We start from the raw sequence: 17,488 nt of genomic DNA, 5'->3' as shown, positions 1-17,488 counted from the left end.
TAACCTCCTTAATCAATGTTCTATTTTTCTTCCACCTTAAGCTCTAAAAGATAGGCAGCCAGTGCATTAATATCTGAATCTGAAAGTTGGCCGTAAGTACCGGTCATTGTGTTACCCGGTTTATACTTCTCAGGATCCTTGATCCACTTTTTCACATTTTCTTCCGTGTGATCCAATACGCCAGCTATTTTTTGACGTTCACCAAATGTAGCCAGATTTGGTGCCTGACGAGCAGCCTCAGGCCTACTGTCATTTGGTGTCACTGCATGACAACCTATACAACTTTGATTAAAGACATCTTCACCCTGTTTTGCTAGGTCACCTTCCACGACAGGTTCTTTCGCGGCTTTCATATCTTTAGTCCAAGCTACAAAGTCGCTTTTAGACTTCGGTACGACCTTAAAATCCATCAAGGCATGGGAAGGACCGCAAAGTTCAGCACATTTCCCGTAAAATAAGTTGTTCGAATCTTCCGCCTTTTCACTATCGAATTCTAAGAAAAACTGATTGACTCCATCTGTATTTGTATCCATCTTTCCTCCGGCAGCCGGTATCCAGAATGAATGCTTAACATCAGAAGCAGTTAGATTGAAGTACACTTTTTGATCGGTAGGCACAACCAAATCCTGACTTGTGACAACACCAAGGTCTGGATATTCAAACTCCCACCAATAAAGATTTGCCCTAACATTCACGACAAGTGCATCCTTCGTTTTTCCATCCTTATCTTTCTTATCCATTGCCTTTGTGTCAGCTAAGTCGAATGTAGTGACGACGGTTGGAACAGCCAGAACAATTAAAAGAAGGATAGGAATAACAGTCCAGATAATTTCAAGTTTATGACTTCCTTCAATTTGTTTCGGTATTGTTTCGTCGCCTTTCTTCCGACGGAAGCGCAGTAAAACTACAACGAACAAAATAACCACAACAATAATTACCAGAACCATGATTAGTGTACTCAATATCAGTAAGTCATACTGAGATTGCGCAACATCGCCTGCTGGCTTCAGCGCGGATAGAAATGGTTCGCCGCAGCCCGAAAGGACAAGTCCTACAATTCCCAGCAAAGCAATTAGGCGCCATTTGTGCAGCCTTTTTTTCATAGCTTCAGAAACCCCTCTTTCGTCAAAATTTTCTCACAAAAATAAAAATGGGCGCAATTGCGAATATTCTCTCTATGTCAATTTCTAAAAAAGAAAGAATCCCTAACTTAAGGAATTATTACGATGATTCATGTAACCGCTCTTATGAATGACCCTGTTGATAAGTTTTCCGTTAATATGTATGAATGGCGGTCAATGCATTATTTATAAGTAAGCTGCAGCCTGTAAAAACAGGCCGCGCAGTAACTTTTATTTAACAAAAACTAGATGAGTGTGACAATAACCATAGCTACAAATAAAATGGTCATATAATTTAAAGAATATACAAACATGGATGTTGCCCATTTAACATCATCTTTCTTCCTATACCCCTTAATTCCTAAAATAAGCCAACCTGTGCTCAATAATGCAGCAAGAATAACCAGTGGAGTTCCTAATGGAGTTAAAAAGAAAGGAATGAACATTAAACAGACGATCCATAACATAATTGATCTTTTTGCGGCCTTGAACCCTTTTACAACCGGAAGCATTGGTACCCCCGCTGCACGGTATTCTTCGACACGCCTCATTGCAAGTGCATAAAAATGAGGAGGCTGCCACAAGAACATGATCGCGAACAAGACCCAAGCGATCGTATCAAGGCTCGGGTCGACGGCAGCCCACCCAATAAGTGGAGGTACCGCTCCTGATATACTGCCTATTATCGTATTCGAGACAAATCTCCGTTTAAAAACCATGGTATATAAGACAACATAGGCGAAGACGCCGGATGCGCCAAGTATGGCAGTTGTCATATTAGTCAAAGCAAGTAATACCAGCCCTGCAGCAATTAAGCCAAAACTTAACGCCAATACCTTTGAAGGCTGTACTTTACCGGTTACCGTTGGCCGATTTTTCGTTCTTTCCATTAAATGATCGATATCACGGTCATAATAATTATTGAAACTGCAGGAACCTGCCATAATGAGCGCTGAACCTGCAAGTGTATAAAACACTATATCAAGATTACTTAAGAAGCTAAGCCCCGAAAAATGAAGGGCTAACCATACGCCGGTAAAAGCTGTGATTATATTTGAATTGACAATCCCCACTTTTATAAGTGCGAGAAAATCCTTCCAAGCTGTTGTTTCCGGTATATCCGATTGAAGGGCGGCTTTACTGTCCTTCATGACAGCTTCTGACAAACCCCTTGTTTCTGACATTTGTTTTCCTCCTTTAAATCCATTCAGCACTGACGCAAATGCAAAAAATACTTACTTACATATGCTATAGAACATTATTTCATACTTTTTGATATTTGTAACCAAGGAAGCGTACACAAAAAGTAAATTATTTACCAATGGCCGTTGTAAATGGAATCCATCGAGAGCTATCATTCTTAATATTATACCTAAATACAGTAAAATTTAGTAAAATCATTTCTTCAATATATTAAAACACATTTTTGGAAGCTTTTGTGAAAATTTTTCGGTTATTTTTTGACCAATTTGTGTCTCAATAATTTCAATTCACTTTTAAGATGTTCATCAAGAACATGAATAGTACGCTATTATCATCATCCCTTAGGCTCTTCCCTATTTTGCTCCTACTTGAAGGTTTACACTCCCTTTATTTCTATCAAAGTCTTTTGTAACTTTCAACTATTTCCGGCATTTTAATTAATAGATATAATATTAACTGAACTTGTAAAATCATTCTATATTGTGTAATATCGAGGAAGTTCGACAAATATTATGAAAAATCTTATGCTATTATTTATTTTATTGAACAACCTAATTTGGCTACAGAGAAAAAGGTGGGACTACTAGTGAAATCGTCTCTTAAATGGTTTGCTGTTTTAACTACGATTGTAATGCTTTTCATCTTACTGGGTGGAGCTTTGGTCACGAAGACGGATTCCGGCATGGGATGCGGCAGATCCTGGCCATTGTGCAATGGCCAATTGATCCCAGACAAAATCACGCTAGAATTGGTCATTGAGCTTTCCCATCGACTCGTTTCAGGTGCAGGGGGTTTCTTGGTTTTAATTTTATCGTATTTGTCCTGGCGAAAAATTGGCCATATCCGTGAAGCTCGTTTCTTATCCGTCCTTTCTTTTGGTTTTCTGTTATTACAAGGGTTGATTGGCGCTGCCGCCGTCCTTTGGTCTCAATCCGATTTCGTTCTTGCCCTTCATTTTGGCATATCACTCATTTCCTTTGCTTCCGTCTTTTTACTGACACTATTGATTTTTGAAATCGACAAGAAGTTCGAAGCCGAAAAACTTATAGTTGATAAACGAATGAAATTTCATATTATTGGCGTATTGATTTTTTGTCTGGTAGTCGTATATACGGGTGCTCTTGTAAGGCATACGGAATCCAGTCTAATCTGTAAGGATTGGCCTTTATGTGCAAATGGCAGCCTTGCGCTCCCCTCCAACCTTTATGAATGGATTCAGATGGGGCACCGTGCAATTGCTGGCGCTATTTTCATTTGGGTTTCTTATGTGGCTTATATTGCAAAAAAATATTACAGAGATCAAAAAGCGTTATATGGCGGTTGGATTGCTGCATTCATTCTCGTTTTTTTACAGGTTACCGCTGGAGCCTTTATAATTTTCTCAAGGCAGAACTTATATATCGCATTGGCACACGCTTTATTCATTGCCTGCTTTTTTGGTGTAATGAGCTATTTGATGCTACTGACTTCGAGAAGCAAAAAAAATGCCCTGGCCAATCAAAAAGAAAGCTCCACCCACACGGTCAAAGGGCAGGATGAACACGATATAAAGCCAACGATACCCGCCCGTTAATGTCTGATTGTTCAATCAATAAGATCATAGGTAAAACAAAAACCACCATAATGGTGGTTTTTGTTTTACCTTAAAGAGAGAGTGACCGTACATTGCCTAAAAGAGGGTACAGAGCAGCTTGAAACCTCAAGCACACCCAATATACCCCAAATCATTTACAAGGTCATAGTCACGATATTACTTTGTTATTTCAATCAATAAATCACCGGTACTGATCGCTTCTCCATCTTTTACATAGATGTCTTTAATGGTCCCGGAGAATGGCGCTTGTACGGTAGTTTCCATTTTCATCGCTTCCGTAATGATCAGGTGATCGCCCTGTTTGACCTGATCGCCTTTCTCGACTACTACACGAATAACCGTACCGGGCATTGTCGCACCGATTTGTTCTTTATTTTTCAGGTCAGCTTTCATTTTTGATATAACGGAAGATTTAATGTTTTCATCCTTGATGATCACTTCACGTGACTGACCATTTAACTCAAAATACACGACCCGTGTTCCATCAGCCAATGGTTGACCGATTGAAACTAATTTAACGATGAGCGTTTTACCCTTTTCAATTTCAACTTCGATTTCTTCACCTAGCCTCATGCCATATAAGAAAGTCGCGGTATCAAGGTTTGAAACATCTCCAAACAGCTCAATTGTTTTATTGTAGTCTAAGAACACTTTTGGATATAGAGCATATGCAAGCACATCGAAATCAGTGACAGCCCGTCCCAATTCCTTGAATAACTCTTCTTTAAGGGAAGTAAAGTCCACTTCTTCCAATAATTCACCCGGTCTAACTGTTATAGGCTTTTTCCCTTTCAGGATAACCTCCTGAAGCTCTTCAGGGAATCCACCAACTGGCTGACCCAGATAGCCTTCGAATAACTCTATGACTGAATCAGGGAAATCGATGGATTTACCTTTTGTAAGAACATCTTCTTCAGAAAGGTTATTTTGCACCATGAATAAGGCCATGTCTCCTACGACTTTGGATGAAGGCGTTACTTTTACGATATCGCCGAACATTGCATTGACGCGCTGGTACATTTCTTTCACTTCATTCCAGCGGTCTCCCAGCCCCACAGCTTTAGCTTGCTGCTGCAGATTACTATATTGACCGCCAGGCATCTCGTGTTTGTACACTTCGGTATGAGGAGCATTCATGCCACTTTCGAAGTCATGGTAGAATTTTCTGACCTCTCCCCAGTATTCTCCTAACCGCTCTAGTGAATCGACTTCCAATTTAGGCTGTCTGCTTGACCCCTCCAGAGCATAATGAAGCGTTTGTACACTTGGCTGCGAAGTAAGGCCAGCTAATGACCCAATCGCCGTATCAACGATATCCACACCAGCTTCAATTGCTTTTGAATACATGTAAATTCCATTTCCGCTTGTATCATGAGTATGCAAATGGATCGGAAGCGATGTCGTTTCTTTCAGTTCCGATACAAGACGGTAAGCAGCATCCGGTTTCAAGAGGCCAGCCATATCCTTGATCGCTAAAATATGGGCACCGGCATTTTCTAATTCCATCGCCATATTTTTATAGTATCCGATATTATATTTGCTGCGTGATGGATCATTCAAATCCCCGGTATAACAAATGGCCGCTTCCGCAATTTTGCCGGATTGACGGACTGCATCAATAGCCACTTCCATCCCTTTAACCCAGTTTAAACTATCGAAGATCCGGAAAACATCAATGCCAGCATCCGCTGATTTCTCTACGAATTCACGAATGACATTATCAGGGTAATTTTTATAACCAACTGCATTAGAAGCCCTTAAAAGCATTTGTAAAAGGACGTTCGGTGCTTTTTTTCTGAAATTTAACAGCCTGTTCCATGGATCTTCTTTCAAGAAGCGATAAGCTACATCGAAAGTTGCCCCGCCCCACATTTCCATTGAAAATAAATCAGGAAGGAGTTTTGCTGTAGGCTCAGCGATATCAAGGATATCCTTCGATCTAATTCTCGTCGCCAGTAAAGATTGATGTGCATCACGGAAAGTCGTATCTGTGATCAATACCTCTTTCTGTTCTTTAATCCATTTGACCAGTCCCTCGGCACCTTGCTGTTCAAGTATATTTTTTGTACCCGAGATAAGCGGCAGGCCACCAACATTCGGAATTGGGGCTGGATCAAAAACAGGTTTTTTCTTTTTCTCGACGCCCGGGAAACCATTCACAGTTACATTTCCGATATATGAAAGCATTTTTGTCCCACGGTCTTTTCTAATTGGGAAGCTAAATAATTCCGGTGTTGAATCGATGAATGATGTATCATATTCCCCATTTATGAATTTTTCATGTTTAACAACATTTTCAAGGAAGGGGATATTTGTTTTAATTCCACGAATCCTGAATTCCTTAAGGTTACGAACCATTTTAGAAGCTGCCTGCTCAAATGAAAGTGCATGAGTAGAAAGTTTAACGAGAAGGGAATCATAATATGGTGTGATGACCGCACCTTGGAACCCATTTCCAGCGTCCAGACGGACACCAAATCCTCCACCAGAACGATATACCATCATTTTCCCGGTATCAGGCATGAAATTATTCAATGGGTCCTCAGTGGTCACCCGTGATTGAATTGCATATCCATGTGTTTTAATCCCTGCTTGTTCGGGAATCCCGATCTTTTTGCCATGGAGATCATGCCCTTCGGCTACCATGATTTGAGATTGAACGATATCAATGCCCGTAATCATTTCAGTAATGGTATGCTCAACCTGCACCCGTGGATTGACTTCAATAAAGTAAAATTCGCCATTTGCCACCAGGAACTCTACCGTACCAGCATTTACATAATCAATATTCTTCGCCAACTTGACCGCTGCCTCACAAATTCTTTCCCTTAAATCCTCGGAAAGGGATACGGAAGGTGCCACTTCCACAACTTTTTGATGCCTTCTTTGCACGGAACAGTCACGTTCATATAGATGAACGATATTCCCATGAGTATCAGCCAAAATCTGAACTTCGATATGCTTTGGATTCTGTATGAATCTCTCTACATAGACTTCATCATTACCAAAGGCTGCTTTAGCTTCTGATTTTGCGCGATCATATGCCTCTTCAACTTCTTCGATTTTTTCGACAATCCGCATTCCACGTCCGCCGCCGCCCAAAGATGCTTTTATAATAATTGGAAAACCGAATTGTTTTCCAAATTCCTTTACTTCTTCAACATTGGTCACCGGTCCATCGCTACCAGGGATGACCGGAATATCAGCTAGTTCAGCTTGTGTTCTAGCTTTCACTTTGTCACCAAACATATCTAGATGTCTTGATTCTGGTCCGATGAAGATGATTCCTTCTTCCTCACAACGTTTCGCAAAGTCAATATTTTCTGAAAGGAAACCATAACCGGGATGAATCGCATCAACTCCGCTCATTTTGGCAATCTCGATTATGCCTTCAATATCCAGGTATGCATCAATCGGCTTTTTTCCTTCCCCAACCAAATATGCCTCATCCGCTTTATATCGGTGATAAGAACCATAATCTTCCTTCGAATAGATTGCAACTGTTTGAATGTCTAATTCCGTACATGCCCGAAAAATCCGTATCGCTATTTCTCCACGATTTGCCGCAAGTACTTTTTCTATACGTTTCCCCATTGCTACCACCCTAATCAATATGTATTTTTATTGAATATATAGAAAAAAAGCGTGATAGATTCACCACTTTTTATTCATAAGTTTATTTCCCCACAAAGGAGACCGATCTGATAAGGCTCTTTTTGATGCTGATGTAATTATTTCGATATATATTTATATTTTCGTTTTTCATCCATAAATACCAAAAAGGAACCATACCAATTAGCCAAAAGAAAATTTAGTTATTATAGTATATTATCAAAAGGGAATCAGTTGGATTTAAAATACAATTAATATAACCATAATACTAAAATAAACTGAATACAATAAAAAAATGAAAAATTACGAACATTTGTATGTAAACACAAGGAATTCTCTGTTCTTCCGCCTAACGGATCGATTGTAATTTAACAATGGCACAACCAGGTTTAAATGCTAGTTTGAAAGAGTCGAAGGGATTAAATGAAAATTCAAAAAAAATAAAAAAAGCCCCATTAAGCATATGCGCATTTAATTAGTATGTCATTATTAAATATAGTGTAACACTTTAAACTAATAGATGTACATAAATAAAAAACTCAAACAATCATCGAGATTTGTTTGAGTTAGTATGTTTTATTTATTATTTTTTTAATGATGCTTCATGCAAAACTGACAATTCCTGTTCAAGGGTTTCCAAAAGGGATTTGCCCTCGGTTTCCTCTACCAAGCCTAAGCGTACGGCAAAATCAATTTCTCGTGATAGGCCGAACATTTGTGTATCAAGTACCTCTTCATATAAAGGACATTGAGGCATAGTGAGATTTTCCATTTGAACTTTTATCAGTTTTAGAATCTTGTCAGCATCTGCTTTTAATAAAGCATAAGCTTTTTCTCGATGATTGACAAGCATATCAGATGCCATGTTAAATCCCCCCGCTCAGAGCGATTAAATCTTATCTTTAAATTCTACCTTTAGTTTTGTGAAAAAGCAAGGACATTGACAAACAATTTACCCTTCGAGATAACACACTCACCCCTCAGCTGAAAATAGCCAGATATAGAAATTGTTCACCATCGTGCAGATGTGACATTTCAATTATAATTGATTATAATTATTAAAGAGCAACAGAAAGGAATGAGATATTTGGAACCCATCGTATTTATTAATGGAAAAGTGAAATATCCAATTACGCTAGATCCTGGAGTGTGGATCTTTGATGACCGTAAAGTTGAAATTGATACATATTTCCACGCTGAAAGAGTACAAGTCAATGAATTAGAAGAATATACGATTGCCGCCTCCAAACACTGGCAAAAAGAAATACAGGAAGGCGCAACCATGCCGCCCACATTAAAAACAGAACGAAAATTCGAGAAGCAAAGATTGCTGGAAGGGACCTTCGGCATCCCGTTTGAACCTTTTTTAAAAAATGCCGAACTTGAAAATGGGGTAACTGAAGTCATCGTTACTACCGATGATGAGGAACTTACATTCCCGTTGGAAGTGGCACTAGAATTTTTCCTTGGCTTTTCAAAGGATGGAAAGCCGCTTAAAGTATCCGAGGGCGGCCCTTTGGAAATTTATTTCGGAGATGCTTCTAACATCAATGATCCGATAAAAAATGTAAGGTCTTTCACTGTTAAATAAGACTTAGCCCATAATGACTACAAAACTTTAGGGCAATCGGCAAGGGGGAATCCCTTGCCGATTGTATTATAAAAGTGTTGCAGCGAGTTGGGCCAATCCCGATCTTTCCCCTTTTATCAATTTAACATGGCCTGCAATACGCTCGGTCTTGAATTTTTCAACCACATAGGTCAAGCCATTATTATATTCATCTAAATAAGGATGATCTATTTGCTCAGGATCTCCCATTAAGACAATTTTGCTCCCCTCCCCGACTCTCGTCAATATTGTCTTAACCTCATGTTTCGTTAAATTCTGCGCTTCATCGATGATGATGAACTGATCTGGGATGCTCCTTCCCCTGATATATGTCAGGGCTTCCACTTCAATCGAACTCATGCCAGCTAAAATGGCATCCAATTCCCCTGGTTTCTTCGTATTGAACAAAAATTGAAGATTATCAAAAATAGGCTGCATCCATGGTCTTAATTTTTCTTCTTTTTCCCCTGGCAGATAACCAATATCCTTACCAACCGGTACAATTGGCCTAGCGACCAGAAGTTTCTTATATTGTGACAAATCTTCAGTTTGCAATAATCCTGTTGCCAATGCCAATAGCGTCTTACCTGTCCCTGCCTTACCAATAAGTGTCACAAGTTGAATATCCGAACGGAGCAACAAATCGAGGGCCATCGTTTGCTGGACGTTTCTCGGTTTAATTCCCCAAATATGTTCCCCTTCATACATCAATTTCTTAACCAACCTGCAGTTCTCGTCCACAATCCCAATCGCAGAGGCTGAACTGCCCAGCATGTCCTTCATCAAAAGGAATTGATTTGGATAATATGAATCTTTTGTCAGTTCTTCAAGTGCCAGAAAACTTTTCTCATAAAACTTATTCAGATTATCAATTGATACAAATACTTCTTTATGCCCACCGTATATATGATCCATTTCTACGACACGATCATTTAAAAAGTCCTCTGCCTCGAGTCCGATTGCATCGGCTTTTACCCTGACGAGAGTATCTTTGCTAACCAAAATGACCGTTTTCCCATTTTCCTTTGTCTCTTCTTCCAAAGATAAATTTTTTGCGACCGCCAATATTCTGTTATCGTTCGTTTTCTCAACAAAAATTTCCTGAAGCTTATGAAATGAACGATGATTGAGTTCAATTCTTAGGCTGCCCCCATTATGAAGCGGAATGCTTTGATGAAGCTTCCCTTTTTCACGGAAGCTGTCGATTAATTTCGATACTTGCCTGGCATTCCTTCCGATTTCATCCATATACCTTTTTTTCGAATCCAATTCTTCTAGTACGACTGCTGGAATGACAACTTCATTATCTTCGAATGAATAAATCGAATATGGATCCTGCAACAGGACATTAGTATCTAAAACATAGATTTTTTTCCCCAATATGACGCCTCCTGCCTGCTCTTTAGGATATGCCTTACCATTTACTACACTCAGCAGTTATGTAGCGGACGAGACTGTTGATAAAATATATGTTCCTTTGCATAAAGATAGAAGAACATTTGCAGACTATAAAGAAAACTTCCAGCAAAGAATACTTTACTCAACATGGATTACCCCATACTTCGCTTCATTTTATACTTATATGCATCAGACTTAGCCGGTGTGGACAGGCTGTAACTAATGATAAACATTAAGGAGGTTGTACATTGCAAAAAATCATATTGTCACTCGCTGCTGTTCTGCTGATGACAGGTTGCTCAATGAATAATAAAAATGGAGCGTCTGAAAATAATGCTAAAAATAATATAACGAAAGTCAATAACTCGACCATCCAGGAAACAGACAGAACTACAGGTCAGGAAACAGCACAAAGACTCACAGGTTTGGCTAAAGCCATTCCGGAGGTGAACGATGCCACTGCCGTCGTACTTGGCAAATATGCCATTGTCGGAGTAGATATTGACCAAGATATTGAGCGTTCACAGGTAGGTACGATTAAGTATTCAGTTGGAGAAACCTTAAAACACGATCCTAAAGGTGCAAATGCCATCGTCGTCGCTGACCCGGATTTAAATGAGCGGATCAGGGAGGTAGCCAAGGATATTAAAGACGGTAAACCGGTAACAGGGATACTAAATGAACTGGCTGACATCACAAGTCGAGTCATCCCTGAGGTTCCTGGTGATATTTTAACCCCAACGCCTTCAAAGGCCATCGATAAGGAAAAAAACAAACTTGATAATACGGAAAGGAAAAAACTTGATAAAGAGCAAAATGATCAATCCAATCACTATAAAGAATGAATTTTCCCAACCCGAAGTGAATCTTCGGGTTTTTTTCTATATCCGCCATTAACCCAATAACGTTAACGATCAAATGTGGTTTCACTTTATCCTCGTTTTACCATAAAATTATTGGTATACTTAAAAGCATATTCAAATTGAAGTGGGGTTCAAATAATATGAAGGTTAAATGTGTAATATGCGATCAAATCGAATCTATACCTGACGATAGCCCAGAAGCAAAGAAACTTCGTAACCGTCCTATACATACCTATATGTGCAATGCATGCAATCAACGCATAGAAAAGCGTACGAACGAACGGATTGCAACTGGAAACTTCCGTCTTTACCGGACAATCAAAAATGAAGATGAATGGTAAAACATTTTATAAGGTTTCCCTGATTGGTCTCATAAATGGAGTCATGCTTGGATTGACAATGAAGTGGGTTGAAATGTTTTCTGGTAAACAAGTGTATAAGCTGTTATTGAATGTGGATTTCCTTCCTGTAATCGGAGCTATTCCTTGGAATGAGGCATCATTGTACTTTTTCCATCTTCTATTCTCATTGGCAATTACGTTTAGTTACGTTTATATCCTTCATCCCTTAAAACTGTTCAGGGAATGGAACAAATACACACTTGCTTTTCTTACGATTATACCTGTCATCATGCTTTACTTTCCATTATCGGAGCTGTCCATAACAGAAGTTGTCCTTCCTTCTGATTTGACAGCTTTCTTTTTTTGGTCACTCTTACATCTTTTTTATGCACTATTCCTCCCTAAAGCAATATAAAAAGAACCGCGCGAAAATCGCACGGTTCTTTTTATCATCACTCGATATTTTTATACTTATCTGGCTCAAGCTGAATTTGGTCTAGCATGATATCAATCAATTCAATCGGAAAACGTTGCTTTTTCATTTCGTCTCCCAATAGATACTCGACGAAATAAAAAGGTTCCGTTTTTGATACTGAATCGATGATTACCTGATGATCGGCTTTCAACATCTGCATGAAAAACATTTCTGTATCGCGGGCAGCTGTATCATCCGGCCTTGCATCACAGACAACTTTGATCGTCAACCAATTGTATAAAGCATCCTGTAATGATTTCATCGTCTTAAGCCTGTTCTTCTTTTCTCGAATTATGAAGACGGATTCTATAAATCCCAAGAACAAGTGAAGCGATGACTAATGCTTCCCCCATAGGAAGAAACACCGCAAAGAAAGAAAGAAGGGTACATCCAAGTGCCATTACCGCATAAATGATCACATTTTTTAGCAAAGGTAACTTTTTGGCAAAACCTAACTGATAGACAAGGATGCATAATCCAAAGATCGTCAAATATAAATACCACATTCCTGCTTCAGGATTTTCATCCACTCTGTACAATGCTGCAAAAAATGATAATCGCTCTTGGATATCCAATCTTTTCTCCTCCTCTTGCTATTTATTTTTCTTCAACAGCAACTTTTTTTCTTTTAGCCGCTCTTTCACGCTCGTTTTTATCAAGAATTTTTTTACGAAGACGGATTGATTCCGGAGTTACTTCACAGTACTCATCGTCGTTCAAATACTCTAGAGCTTCTTCAAGAGACAAAATTCTTGGTTTCTTCATTGAAGAAGTTTGGTCTTTATTAGCTGAACGCATATTTGTCATTTGTTTCGCTTTTACGATATTAACAGTCAAATCGCTATCACGGTTATGTTCCCCGACGATCATACCTTCATAAATATCAGTACCAGGCTCAATGAAAATGACGCCGCGGTCTTCTACTTGCATCGTACCATATTGTGTAGTTTTTCCAGATTCCATTGAAACAAGTACACCTTGACGTCTTCCACCGACTTGACCTTGGGCCATTGGTTGGTAGCTGTCAAATGAGTGGTTCATGATACCATAACCACGTGTGATTGTTAAGAACTCAGTAGAATAACCAATAAGTCCGCGAGCTGGGATCGTGAATAGTAAACGAACTTGACCGCTTCCGCTATTGATCATATCTAACAATTCACCTTTACGTGCTCCCATGGATTCCATGATAGAACCAGTGTGCTCTTCAGGAACATCGATTTGAACACGTTCAACTGGCTCACAACGCACTCCATCAATCAAACGAACGATAACTTCAGGTTTAGAAACTTGCAGTTCATAACCTTCACGTCTCATGTTTTCAATTAAGATTGAAAGGTGAAGCTCTCCACGACCTGATACAATCCAGACATCTGGAGAATCTGTATTTTCAACTCTTAAGCTAACATCAGTTTGCAATTGGTTTTTCAAACGCTCTTCAATTTTACGAGCTGTAACGAACTTACCTTCACGGCCTGCGAACGGGCTGTTATTTACAAGGAAAGTCATTTGTAATGTCGGCTCGTCAATACGCAGGATAGGTAAAGCGTCAGGGTGTTCGATCGGACAAACCGTCTCCCCTACGTTAATATCTTCCATACCAGAAACGGCAATTAAATCACCGGCAACAGCTTCTTGGATTTCAACTTTCTTCAAGCCAATATAACCAAAGATTTTCGTTACACGGAATTGCTTAACCGATCCATCAAGTTTCATTAATGAAACTTGTTGACCTACATGCATTTTACCGCGGAATACACGGCCAACACCAATACGACCTACATAATCATTGTAGTCAAGTAAAGCCACTTGGAATTGAAGCGGTTCATCCGTGTTATCAATTGGTGCAGGAATCGTTTCGACGATTGTTTCGAATAGTGGGGTCATGTCTTTTTCTTGTTTAGCAGGATCTGAATCCAAGCTTGCCGTACCAGCAATACCTGAAGTGAAGACAACAGGGAATTCTAATTGTTCTTCTTCAGCTCCTAGTTCGATGAATAAGTCAATTACTTCATCTACTACTTCATCTGGACGTGCAGAATCTTTATCGATTTTGTTCACGACAACGATTGGCGTGATCTTTTGTTCCAATGCTTTTTTCAACACGAAACGAGTTTGCGGCATACAGCCTTCATATGCATCAACAACAAGCAGAACACCATCAACCATTTTCATGATCCGTTCCACTTCACCGCCAAAGTCGGCATGACCAGGGGTATCCAAAATATTGATTCTTGTATCTTGATATTGAACTGCTGTATTTTTCGCAAGAATCGTAATTCCGCGTTCTTTTTCAATCGCATTAGAATCCATCGCACGTTCTTCCACATGTTCATTTTCACGGAAAGTACCAGATTGCTTAAGCAACTGATCCACTAATGTCGTTTTACCATGGTCAACGTGGGCAATGATGGCTATATTACGAATATTTTCTCTTAATTTCAAAAAATTCACTCCTAAAAAAGTTTGTGTTTAACGTATCACTAGTATTAACTTACATATTATATCACAAACATACTAGAAACAAATACAGAAATTATGTACAATAGATATATTAGGGGTGATATTAATGAATATTAAATGGAATTTCTTAATATTAGCGGTATTGGCAGCATCCAGCATTGGCTCAATTGGCATCTTCATTGCTGAAAAAAGCTTGATTGGAATATTAGCTGCAATCGTTATACTTTGCGGAGTTATGGGGTTCGGTTTCACTCAAAAGAAGAAATTACGCGAAGCAGGAAAGTTATAATATAAAAACTCGCTGTCGGACAGCGAGTTTTTTTTGTTAATTATTTGAAATTCGGTTTTCAACACCAGTATTACTGAAATCTGGAAAAATCATAACCATTTCGGAACTTTGGCCATGGCGCTAATTGCCGGAAGTACCTGATAAGTATTTATCGAATACTTCTTTATGCAGCCTTGGTTTAGAAACGAAAAGTGAGTCACCTTCTAAAAAATCCAATTTGTCACCATTAATATTACTAACTTCCCCGCCCACTTCCTCAACCAGTAAAACTCCTCCAGCAAAGTCCCAGGGCATGAGTCTCATGGTTATGTATGCATCAATCCTTCCAGCTGCCACGAATGCAAGCTCCAATGCTGCCGAGCCATAGGAACGGGTCCCTCTTGCATCCCGAACAAGTGGTGCAAGAAGGCTCGGATCAATTCTACGATTTTCCGTTACCCAGCTGGCATTAATGGAAACGATGGCTTTGCTTACTGATGCCTCTTCAAGGGGTGGAAGCCTTTGATCATTCATGAATGCTCCCTGCCCCTTAATCGCATGATATAATTCATCGGTAACGACATCATAAACCATGCCGATTTTTCCGATGCCATCCTCATAAACCCCAAGAGAAATTGCAAAATTCCGCTGTTGATGGATGAAATTCAAAGTTCCATCAATCGGATCAATAATCCATACAGTTCCTTTTAGGTCTTTAATATCATTACCCATTCCCTCTTCCCCAAAAATCCGGTGTTCAGGAAAGACTTCGCTAATCTTTTCGCAAAAAAACTTTTCTATCGCTTTATCCATATTTGTAACTAAATCATTGGGATTCGTTTTCATTTCAATATTCAACTTGGTTTTAAAGGACGCCCTTAGCGTCGTACCCGCTTCTTTCATCCATAACTTCGCATATGTATCCATTTCATTAATCGATACCATTATAATATCCCCGTCCTTTATGATCAGAAACTACATTAAAATGATCCTCTACTAAAGATTAAAGCAAATAGAGCTTGTCTTCAAGTTTTTAACATCTTAAATTTTCCATTATTAAAAAAAGAATGAGGAATGATGGTTTCTTCCTCACCCATCCATTAATCGAGTTCCCGATCATGAATAATCCCGTACAAATACTTTCAAATCACTCTACCAGTTCCCTTCCTTATTAAATGGAGCCGCACCAATGATGCTTGAAAAAAATACCGCCTTATATATATATATTGGACATTTAATGAAAAACGGACACATTATTTTTAAAATAAAATAAGTGTCCGTTCATCTATAATAAAATTCCTTGTATTGAAATTGATTCATTTCTTTCACTCATTCTCCTTCAAGATCTAAGCCAATCATTTACAAGGCTTTCAGTTTCAACAGTTCCAACCGGATGCGTTCTAGCCTTTGCTTACATTGTGATCTCTTTTGGTCATTCTCTTCACCAATTGCTTCAAAAAGGGTTGCTAATTCATAGTCCATTTCCATTCTTAACACTGCAGCTCTATGTCTTTCAACTTCTTTAGCTTTTAATGCTTGGTTCATGACTTGTTTCATAATTAACATTCTCCCTTCATCAATTAACTTAATCTTCTGAATTTATTTTATTTTATCATATGACTTCCTACCACAAATAGCAACTAATTTGTGCTTTAACCTATAAGGAATTTTTGCAGTGCCAATCCAAATCGTATTTATTAAATTTCACTTTTACTTATGCTACAATATGTGCAGATATTACGGTAGGAGAGATGATTATGAATATAGCTAGTTTTACAGCAGATGATTTTAATGTTTTTAAAATTGATGGATTGGAACCCCGCATGGATGCGTTAAAAGAACGTATCCAGCCTAAACTACAAGCTCTTGGAGAGCAATTTTCACAACAACTGTCAGTTTTGACGGGGGATGAAATGTACCCTCACGTCGCCAAGCATGCCAGACGGAAAGTGAATCCTCCTAATGATACATGGGTTGCTTTCGCTGCCAACAGCAGAGGCTATAAAATGATGCCTCATTTCCAAATTGGGTTGTGGGAAACGCATATGTTCATTTGGTACGCCGTCATTTATGAAGCGCCTAATAAAATTGAAATCGGAAAGCAACTGGAGCAGCAGGCGGACCGATTAGTGAATAGCATTCCCTCCCATTATGTTTGGTCAATGGACCATACAAAACCTGATGTCATTCCTCACGATGGTCTTGGAGTCGATGATTTGAATTCAATGTTCACTCGATTGCAAACTGTAAAGAAAGCCGAAATCCTATGCGGCATTAGAATTTCCCGAGATGACGCGATTAAGTTAAATGATGATGATTTCATTCAAACCATTCAAGATGCGTTTGAACATCTTTTACCCTTATATAAATTAAATTAAACAACTTTGATAGTATTCGGATTGAATTATCGGAAATAAAACTGATTAAGAAAAAAGGAGAGCCCCAATAAACTGTACCCTGTAGAGTAGACACTTTAAAAAAAGTGGCTGCCCTACAGGGTCTTTTTTTGTACAATGAAATGATTACAGGCAGAGGAGAACG

At 39.0% G+C, this 17,488-nt stretch carries 17 protein-coding genes; 7 read left to right on the top strand and 10 right to left on the bottom strand.

From position 1 onward, the window contains the following. Positions 1-20: 20 nt before the first annotated feature. A complete protein-coding gene (coxB, locus tag ACQKKK_RS25395) occupies positions 21-1,103 on the bottom strand; it encodes a cytochrome c oxidase subunit II (protein ID WP_427619893.1) in 1,083 nt (360 codons plus the stop codon). A gap of 263 nt (positions 1,104-1,366) precedes the next feature. Next, positions 1,367-2,305 (bottom strand): heme o synthase, encoded by a 939-nt coding sequence (cyoE, locus tag ACQKKK_RS25390; protein ID WP_427619892.1) that lies wholly within the window; start codon positions 2,303-2,305, stop codon positions 1,367-1,369. A 605-nt stretch (positions 2,306-2,910) separates the two neighbouring features. Between cyoE and ACQKKK_RS25385 the strand changes: the two genes are divergently transcribed. Further along, the gene (locus ACQKKK_RS25385; protein WP_427619891.1) at positions 2,911-3,897 is read left to right on the top strand and encodes a COX15/CtaA family protein; all 987 of its coding nucleotides are present in this window, start codon (positions 2,911-2,913) and stop codon (positions 3,895-3,897) included. A gap of 177 nt (positions 3,898-4,074) precedes the next feature. Here ACQKKK_RS25385 and pyc read toward each other — a convergent pair whose 3' ends face one another. Together pyc and ACQKKK_RS25375 are read right to left on the bottom strand one after the other, a co-directional pair. Continuing rightward, complete coding sequence (gene pyc, locus ACQKKK_RS25380; protein ID WP_427619890.1) at positions 4,075-7,512, bottom strand: pyruvate carboxylase; 3,438 nt, start codon at positions 7,510-7,512, stop codon at positions 4,075-4,077. A 601-nt stretch (positions 7,513-8,113) separates the two neighbouring features. Next, positions 8,114-8,395 carry a YlaN family protein gene (locus ACQKKK_RS25375; RefSeq protein WP_034313996.1) on the bottom strand — a complete coding sequence of 94 codons (282 nt, stop codon included), beginning with the start codon at positions 8,393-8,395 and terminating at the stop codon, positions 8,114-8,116. Between the two features lie 222 nt (positions 8,396-8,617). On the opposite strand from ACQKKK_RS25375, the gene ACQKKK_RS25370 reads away from it, so the two are divergent. Continuing rightward, on the top strand, positions 8,618-9,121 hold the full coding sequence (locus ACQKKK_RS25370) for a peptidyl-prolyl cis-trans isomerase (RefSeq protein WP_427619889.1): 504 nt from the start codon (positions 8,618-8,620) through the stop codon (positions 9,119-9,121). A 66-nt stretch (positions 9,122-9,187) separates the two neighbouring features. On the opposite strand, the gene ACQKKK_RS25365 is transcribed toward ACQKKK_RS25370, so the two are convergent. Continuing rightward, the gene (locus ACQKKK_RS25365) at positions 9,188-10,519 is read right to left on the bottom strand and encodes a PhoH family protein (protein WP_427619888.1); all 1,332 of its coding nucleotides are present in this window, start codon (positions 10,517-10,519) and stop codon (positions 9,188-9,190) included. Positions 10,520-10,785: 266 nt separating this feature from the next. Here ACQKKK_RS25365 and ACQKKK_RS25360 point away from each other — a divergent pair, with 266 nt between their 5' ends. The 3 genes from ACQKKK_RS25360 to ACQKKK_RS25350 all read left to right on the top strand — a co-directional run bounded on the left by ACQKKK_RS25360 (position 10,786) and on the right by ACQKKK_RS25350 (position 12,156). Beyond that, the gene (locus ACQKKK_RS25360) at positions 10,786-11,382 is read left to right on the top strand and encodes a YhcN/YlaJ family sporulation lipoprotein (protein WP_427619887.1); all 597 of its coding nucleotides are present in this window, start codon (positions 10,786-10,788) and stop codon (positions 11,380-11,382) included. A 158-nt stretch (positions 11,383-11,540) separates the two neighbouring features. Further along, complete coding sequence (locus tag ACQKKK_RS25355) at positions 11,541-11,741, top strand: YlaI family protein (RefSeq protein ID WP_061462287.1); 201 nt, start codon at positions 11,541-11,543, stop codon at positions 11,739-11,741. Beyond that, the gene (locus ACQKKK_RS25350) at positions 11,725-12,156 is read left to right on the top strand and encodes a hypothetical protein (protein WP_427619886.1); all 432 of its coding nucleotides are present in this window, start codon (positions 11,725-11,727) and stop codon (positions 12,154-12,156) included. Before ACQKKK_RS25355 ends, ACQKKK_RS25350 begins: the two co-directional genes overlap by 17 nt. Before the next feature lie 37 nt (positions 12,157-12,193). On the opposite strand, the gene ACQKKK_RS25345 is transcribed toward ACQKKK_RS25350, so the two are convergent. From ACQKKK_RS25345 to typA, 3 genes are read right to left on the bottom strand one after another with little or no spacing between them, the layout of a single operon-like run. Continuing rightward, on the bottom strand, positions 12,194-12,478 hold the full coding sequence (locus tag ACQKKK_RS25345; protein WP_427619885.1) for a hypothetical protein: 285 nt from the start codon (positions 12,476-12,478) through the stop codon (positions 12,194-12,196). A gap of 4 nt (positions 12,479-12,482) precedes the next feature. Next, entirely contained in the window at positions 12,483-12,791 is a 309-nt protein-coding gene (locus ACQKKK_RS25340) for a YlaH-like family protein (RefSeq protein WP_053345193.1), read from the bottom strand. 22 nt (positions 12,792-12,813) lie between these two features. Further along, complete coding sequence (gene typA / locus ACQKKK_RS25335; RefSeq protein ID WP_427619884.1) at positions 12,814-14,661, bottom strand: translational GTPase TypA; 1,848 nt, start codon at positions 14,659-14,661, stop codon at positions 12,814-12,816. 124 nt (positions 14,662-14,785) lie between these two features. Between typA and ACQKKK_RS25330 the strand changes: the two genes are divergently transcribed. Continuing rightward, positions 14,786-14,968: a YlaF family protein gene (locus ACQKKK_RS25330; RefSeq protein ID WP_427619883.1), complete on the top strand. Its 183-nt coding sequence runs from the start codon at positions 14,786-14,788 to the stop codon at positions 14,966-14,968. Between the two features lie 120 nt (positions 14,969-15,088). On the opposite strand, the gene ACQKKK_RS25325 is transcribed toward ACQKKK_RS25330, so the two are convergent. Together ACQKKK_RS25325 and ACQKKK_RS25320 are read right to left on the bottom strand one after the other, a co-directional pair. Beyond that, on the bottom strand, positions 15,089-15,892 hold the full coding sequence (locus ACQKKK_RS25325) for an inositol monophosphatase family protein (protein WP_427619882.1): 804 nt from the start codon (positions 15,890-15,892) through the stop codon (positions 15,089-15,091). 414 nt (positions 15,893-16,306) lie between these two features. Further along, positions 16,307-16,504 carry a hypothetical protein gene (locus ACQKKK_RS25320; protein WP_034314018.1) on the bottom strand — a complete coding sequence of 66 codons (198 nt, stop codon included), beginning with the start codon at positions 16,502-16,504 and terminating at the stop codon, positions 16,307-16,309. A 200-nt stretch (positions 16,505-16,704) separates the two neighbouring features. Here ACQKKK_RS25320 and ACQKKK_RS25315 point away from each other — a divergent pair, with 200 nt between their 5' ends. Beyond that, positions 16,705-17,325 (top strand): YktB family protein, encoded by a 621-nt coding sequence (locus ACQKKK_RS25315; protein WP_427619881.1) that lies wholly within the window; start codon positions 16,705-16,707, stop codon positions 17,323-17,325. The last annotated feature ends 163 nt before the right edge of the window (positions 17,326-17,488 follow it).

Origin of the sequence: Peribacillus sp. NPDC006672 (assembly GCF_050274955.1) — a bacterium.
Lineage (GTDB): Bacteria > Bacillota > Bacilli > Bacillales > DSM-1321 > Peribacillus.
This window is presented reverse-complemented; position numbering and strand designations above follow the sequence as displayed.

What these genes read in the sequence shown, in the direction of transcription:
- coxB (WP_427619893.1), bottom strand. Translation starts at nt 1,103, where the DNA reads ATGAAAAAAAGGCTGCACAAATGGCGCCTAATTGCTTTGCTGGGAATT.
- cyoE (WP_427619892.1), bottom strand. Translation starts at nt 2,305, where the DNA reads ATGTCAGAAACAAGGGGTTTGTCAGAAGCTGTCATGAAGGACAGTAAA.
- pyc (WP_427619890.1), bottom strand. Translation starts at nt 7,512, where the DNA reads ATGGGGAAACGTATAGAAAAAGTACTTGCGGCAAATCGTGGAGAAATA.
- ACQKKK_RS25375 (WP_034313996.1), bottom strand. Translation starts at nt 8,395, where the DNA reads ATGGCATCTGATATGCTTGTCAATCATCGAGAAAAAGCTTATGCTTTA.
- ACQKKK_RS25355 (WP_061462287.1), top strand. Translation starts at nt 11,541, where the DNA reads ATGAAGGTTAAATGTGTAATATGCGATCAAATCGAATCTATACCTGAC.
- ACQKKK_RS25350 (WP_427619886.1), top strand. Translation starts at nt 11,725, where the DNA reads ATGAAGATGAATGGTAAAACATTTTATAAGGTTTCCCTGATTGGTCTC.
- ACQKKK_RS25345 (WP_427619885.1), bottom strand. Translation starts at nt 12,478, where the DNA reads ATGAAATCATTACAGGATGCTTTATACAATTGGTTGACGATCAAAGTT.
- ACQKKK_RS25330 (WP_427619883.1), top strand. Translation starts at nt 14,786, where the DNA reads ATGAATATTAAATGGAATTTCTTAATATTAGCGGTATTGGCAGCATCC.
- ACQKKK_RS25325 (WP_427619882.1), bottom strand. Translation starts at nt 15,892, where the DNA reads ATGGTATCGATTAATGAAATGGATACATATGCGAAGTTATGGATGAAA.
- ACQKKK_RS25320 (WP_034314018.1), bottom strand. Translation starts at nt 16,504, where the DNA reads ATGAAACAAGTCATGAACCAAGCATTAAAAGCTAAAGAAGTTGAAAGA.
- ACQKKK_RS25315 (WP_427619881.1), top strand. Translation starts at nt 16,705, where the DNA reads ATGAATATAGCTAGTTTTACAGCAGATGATTTTAATGTTTTTAAAATT.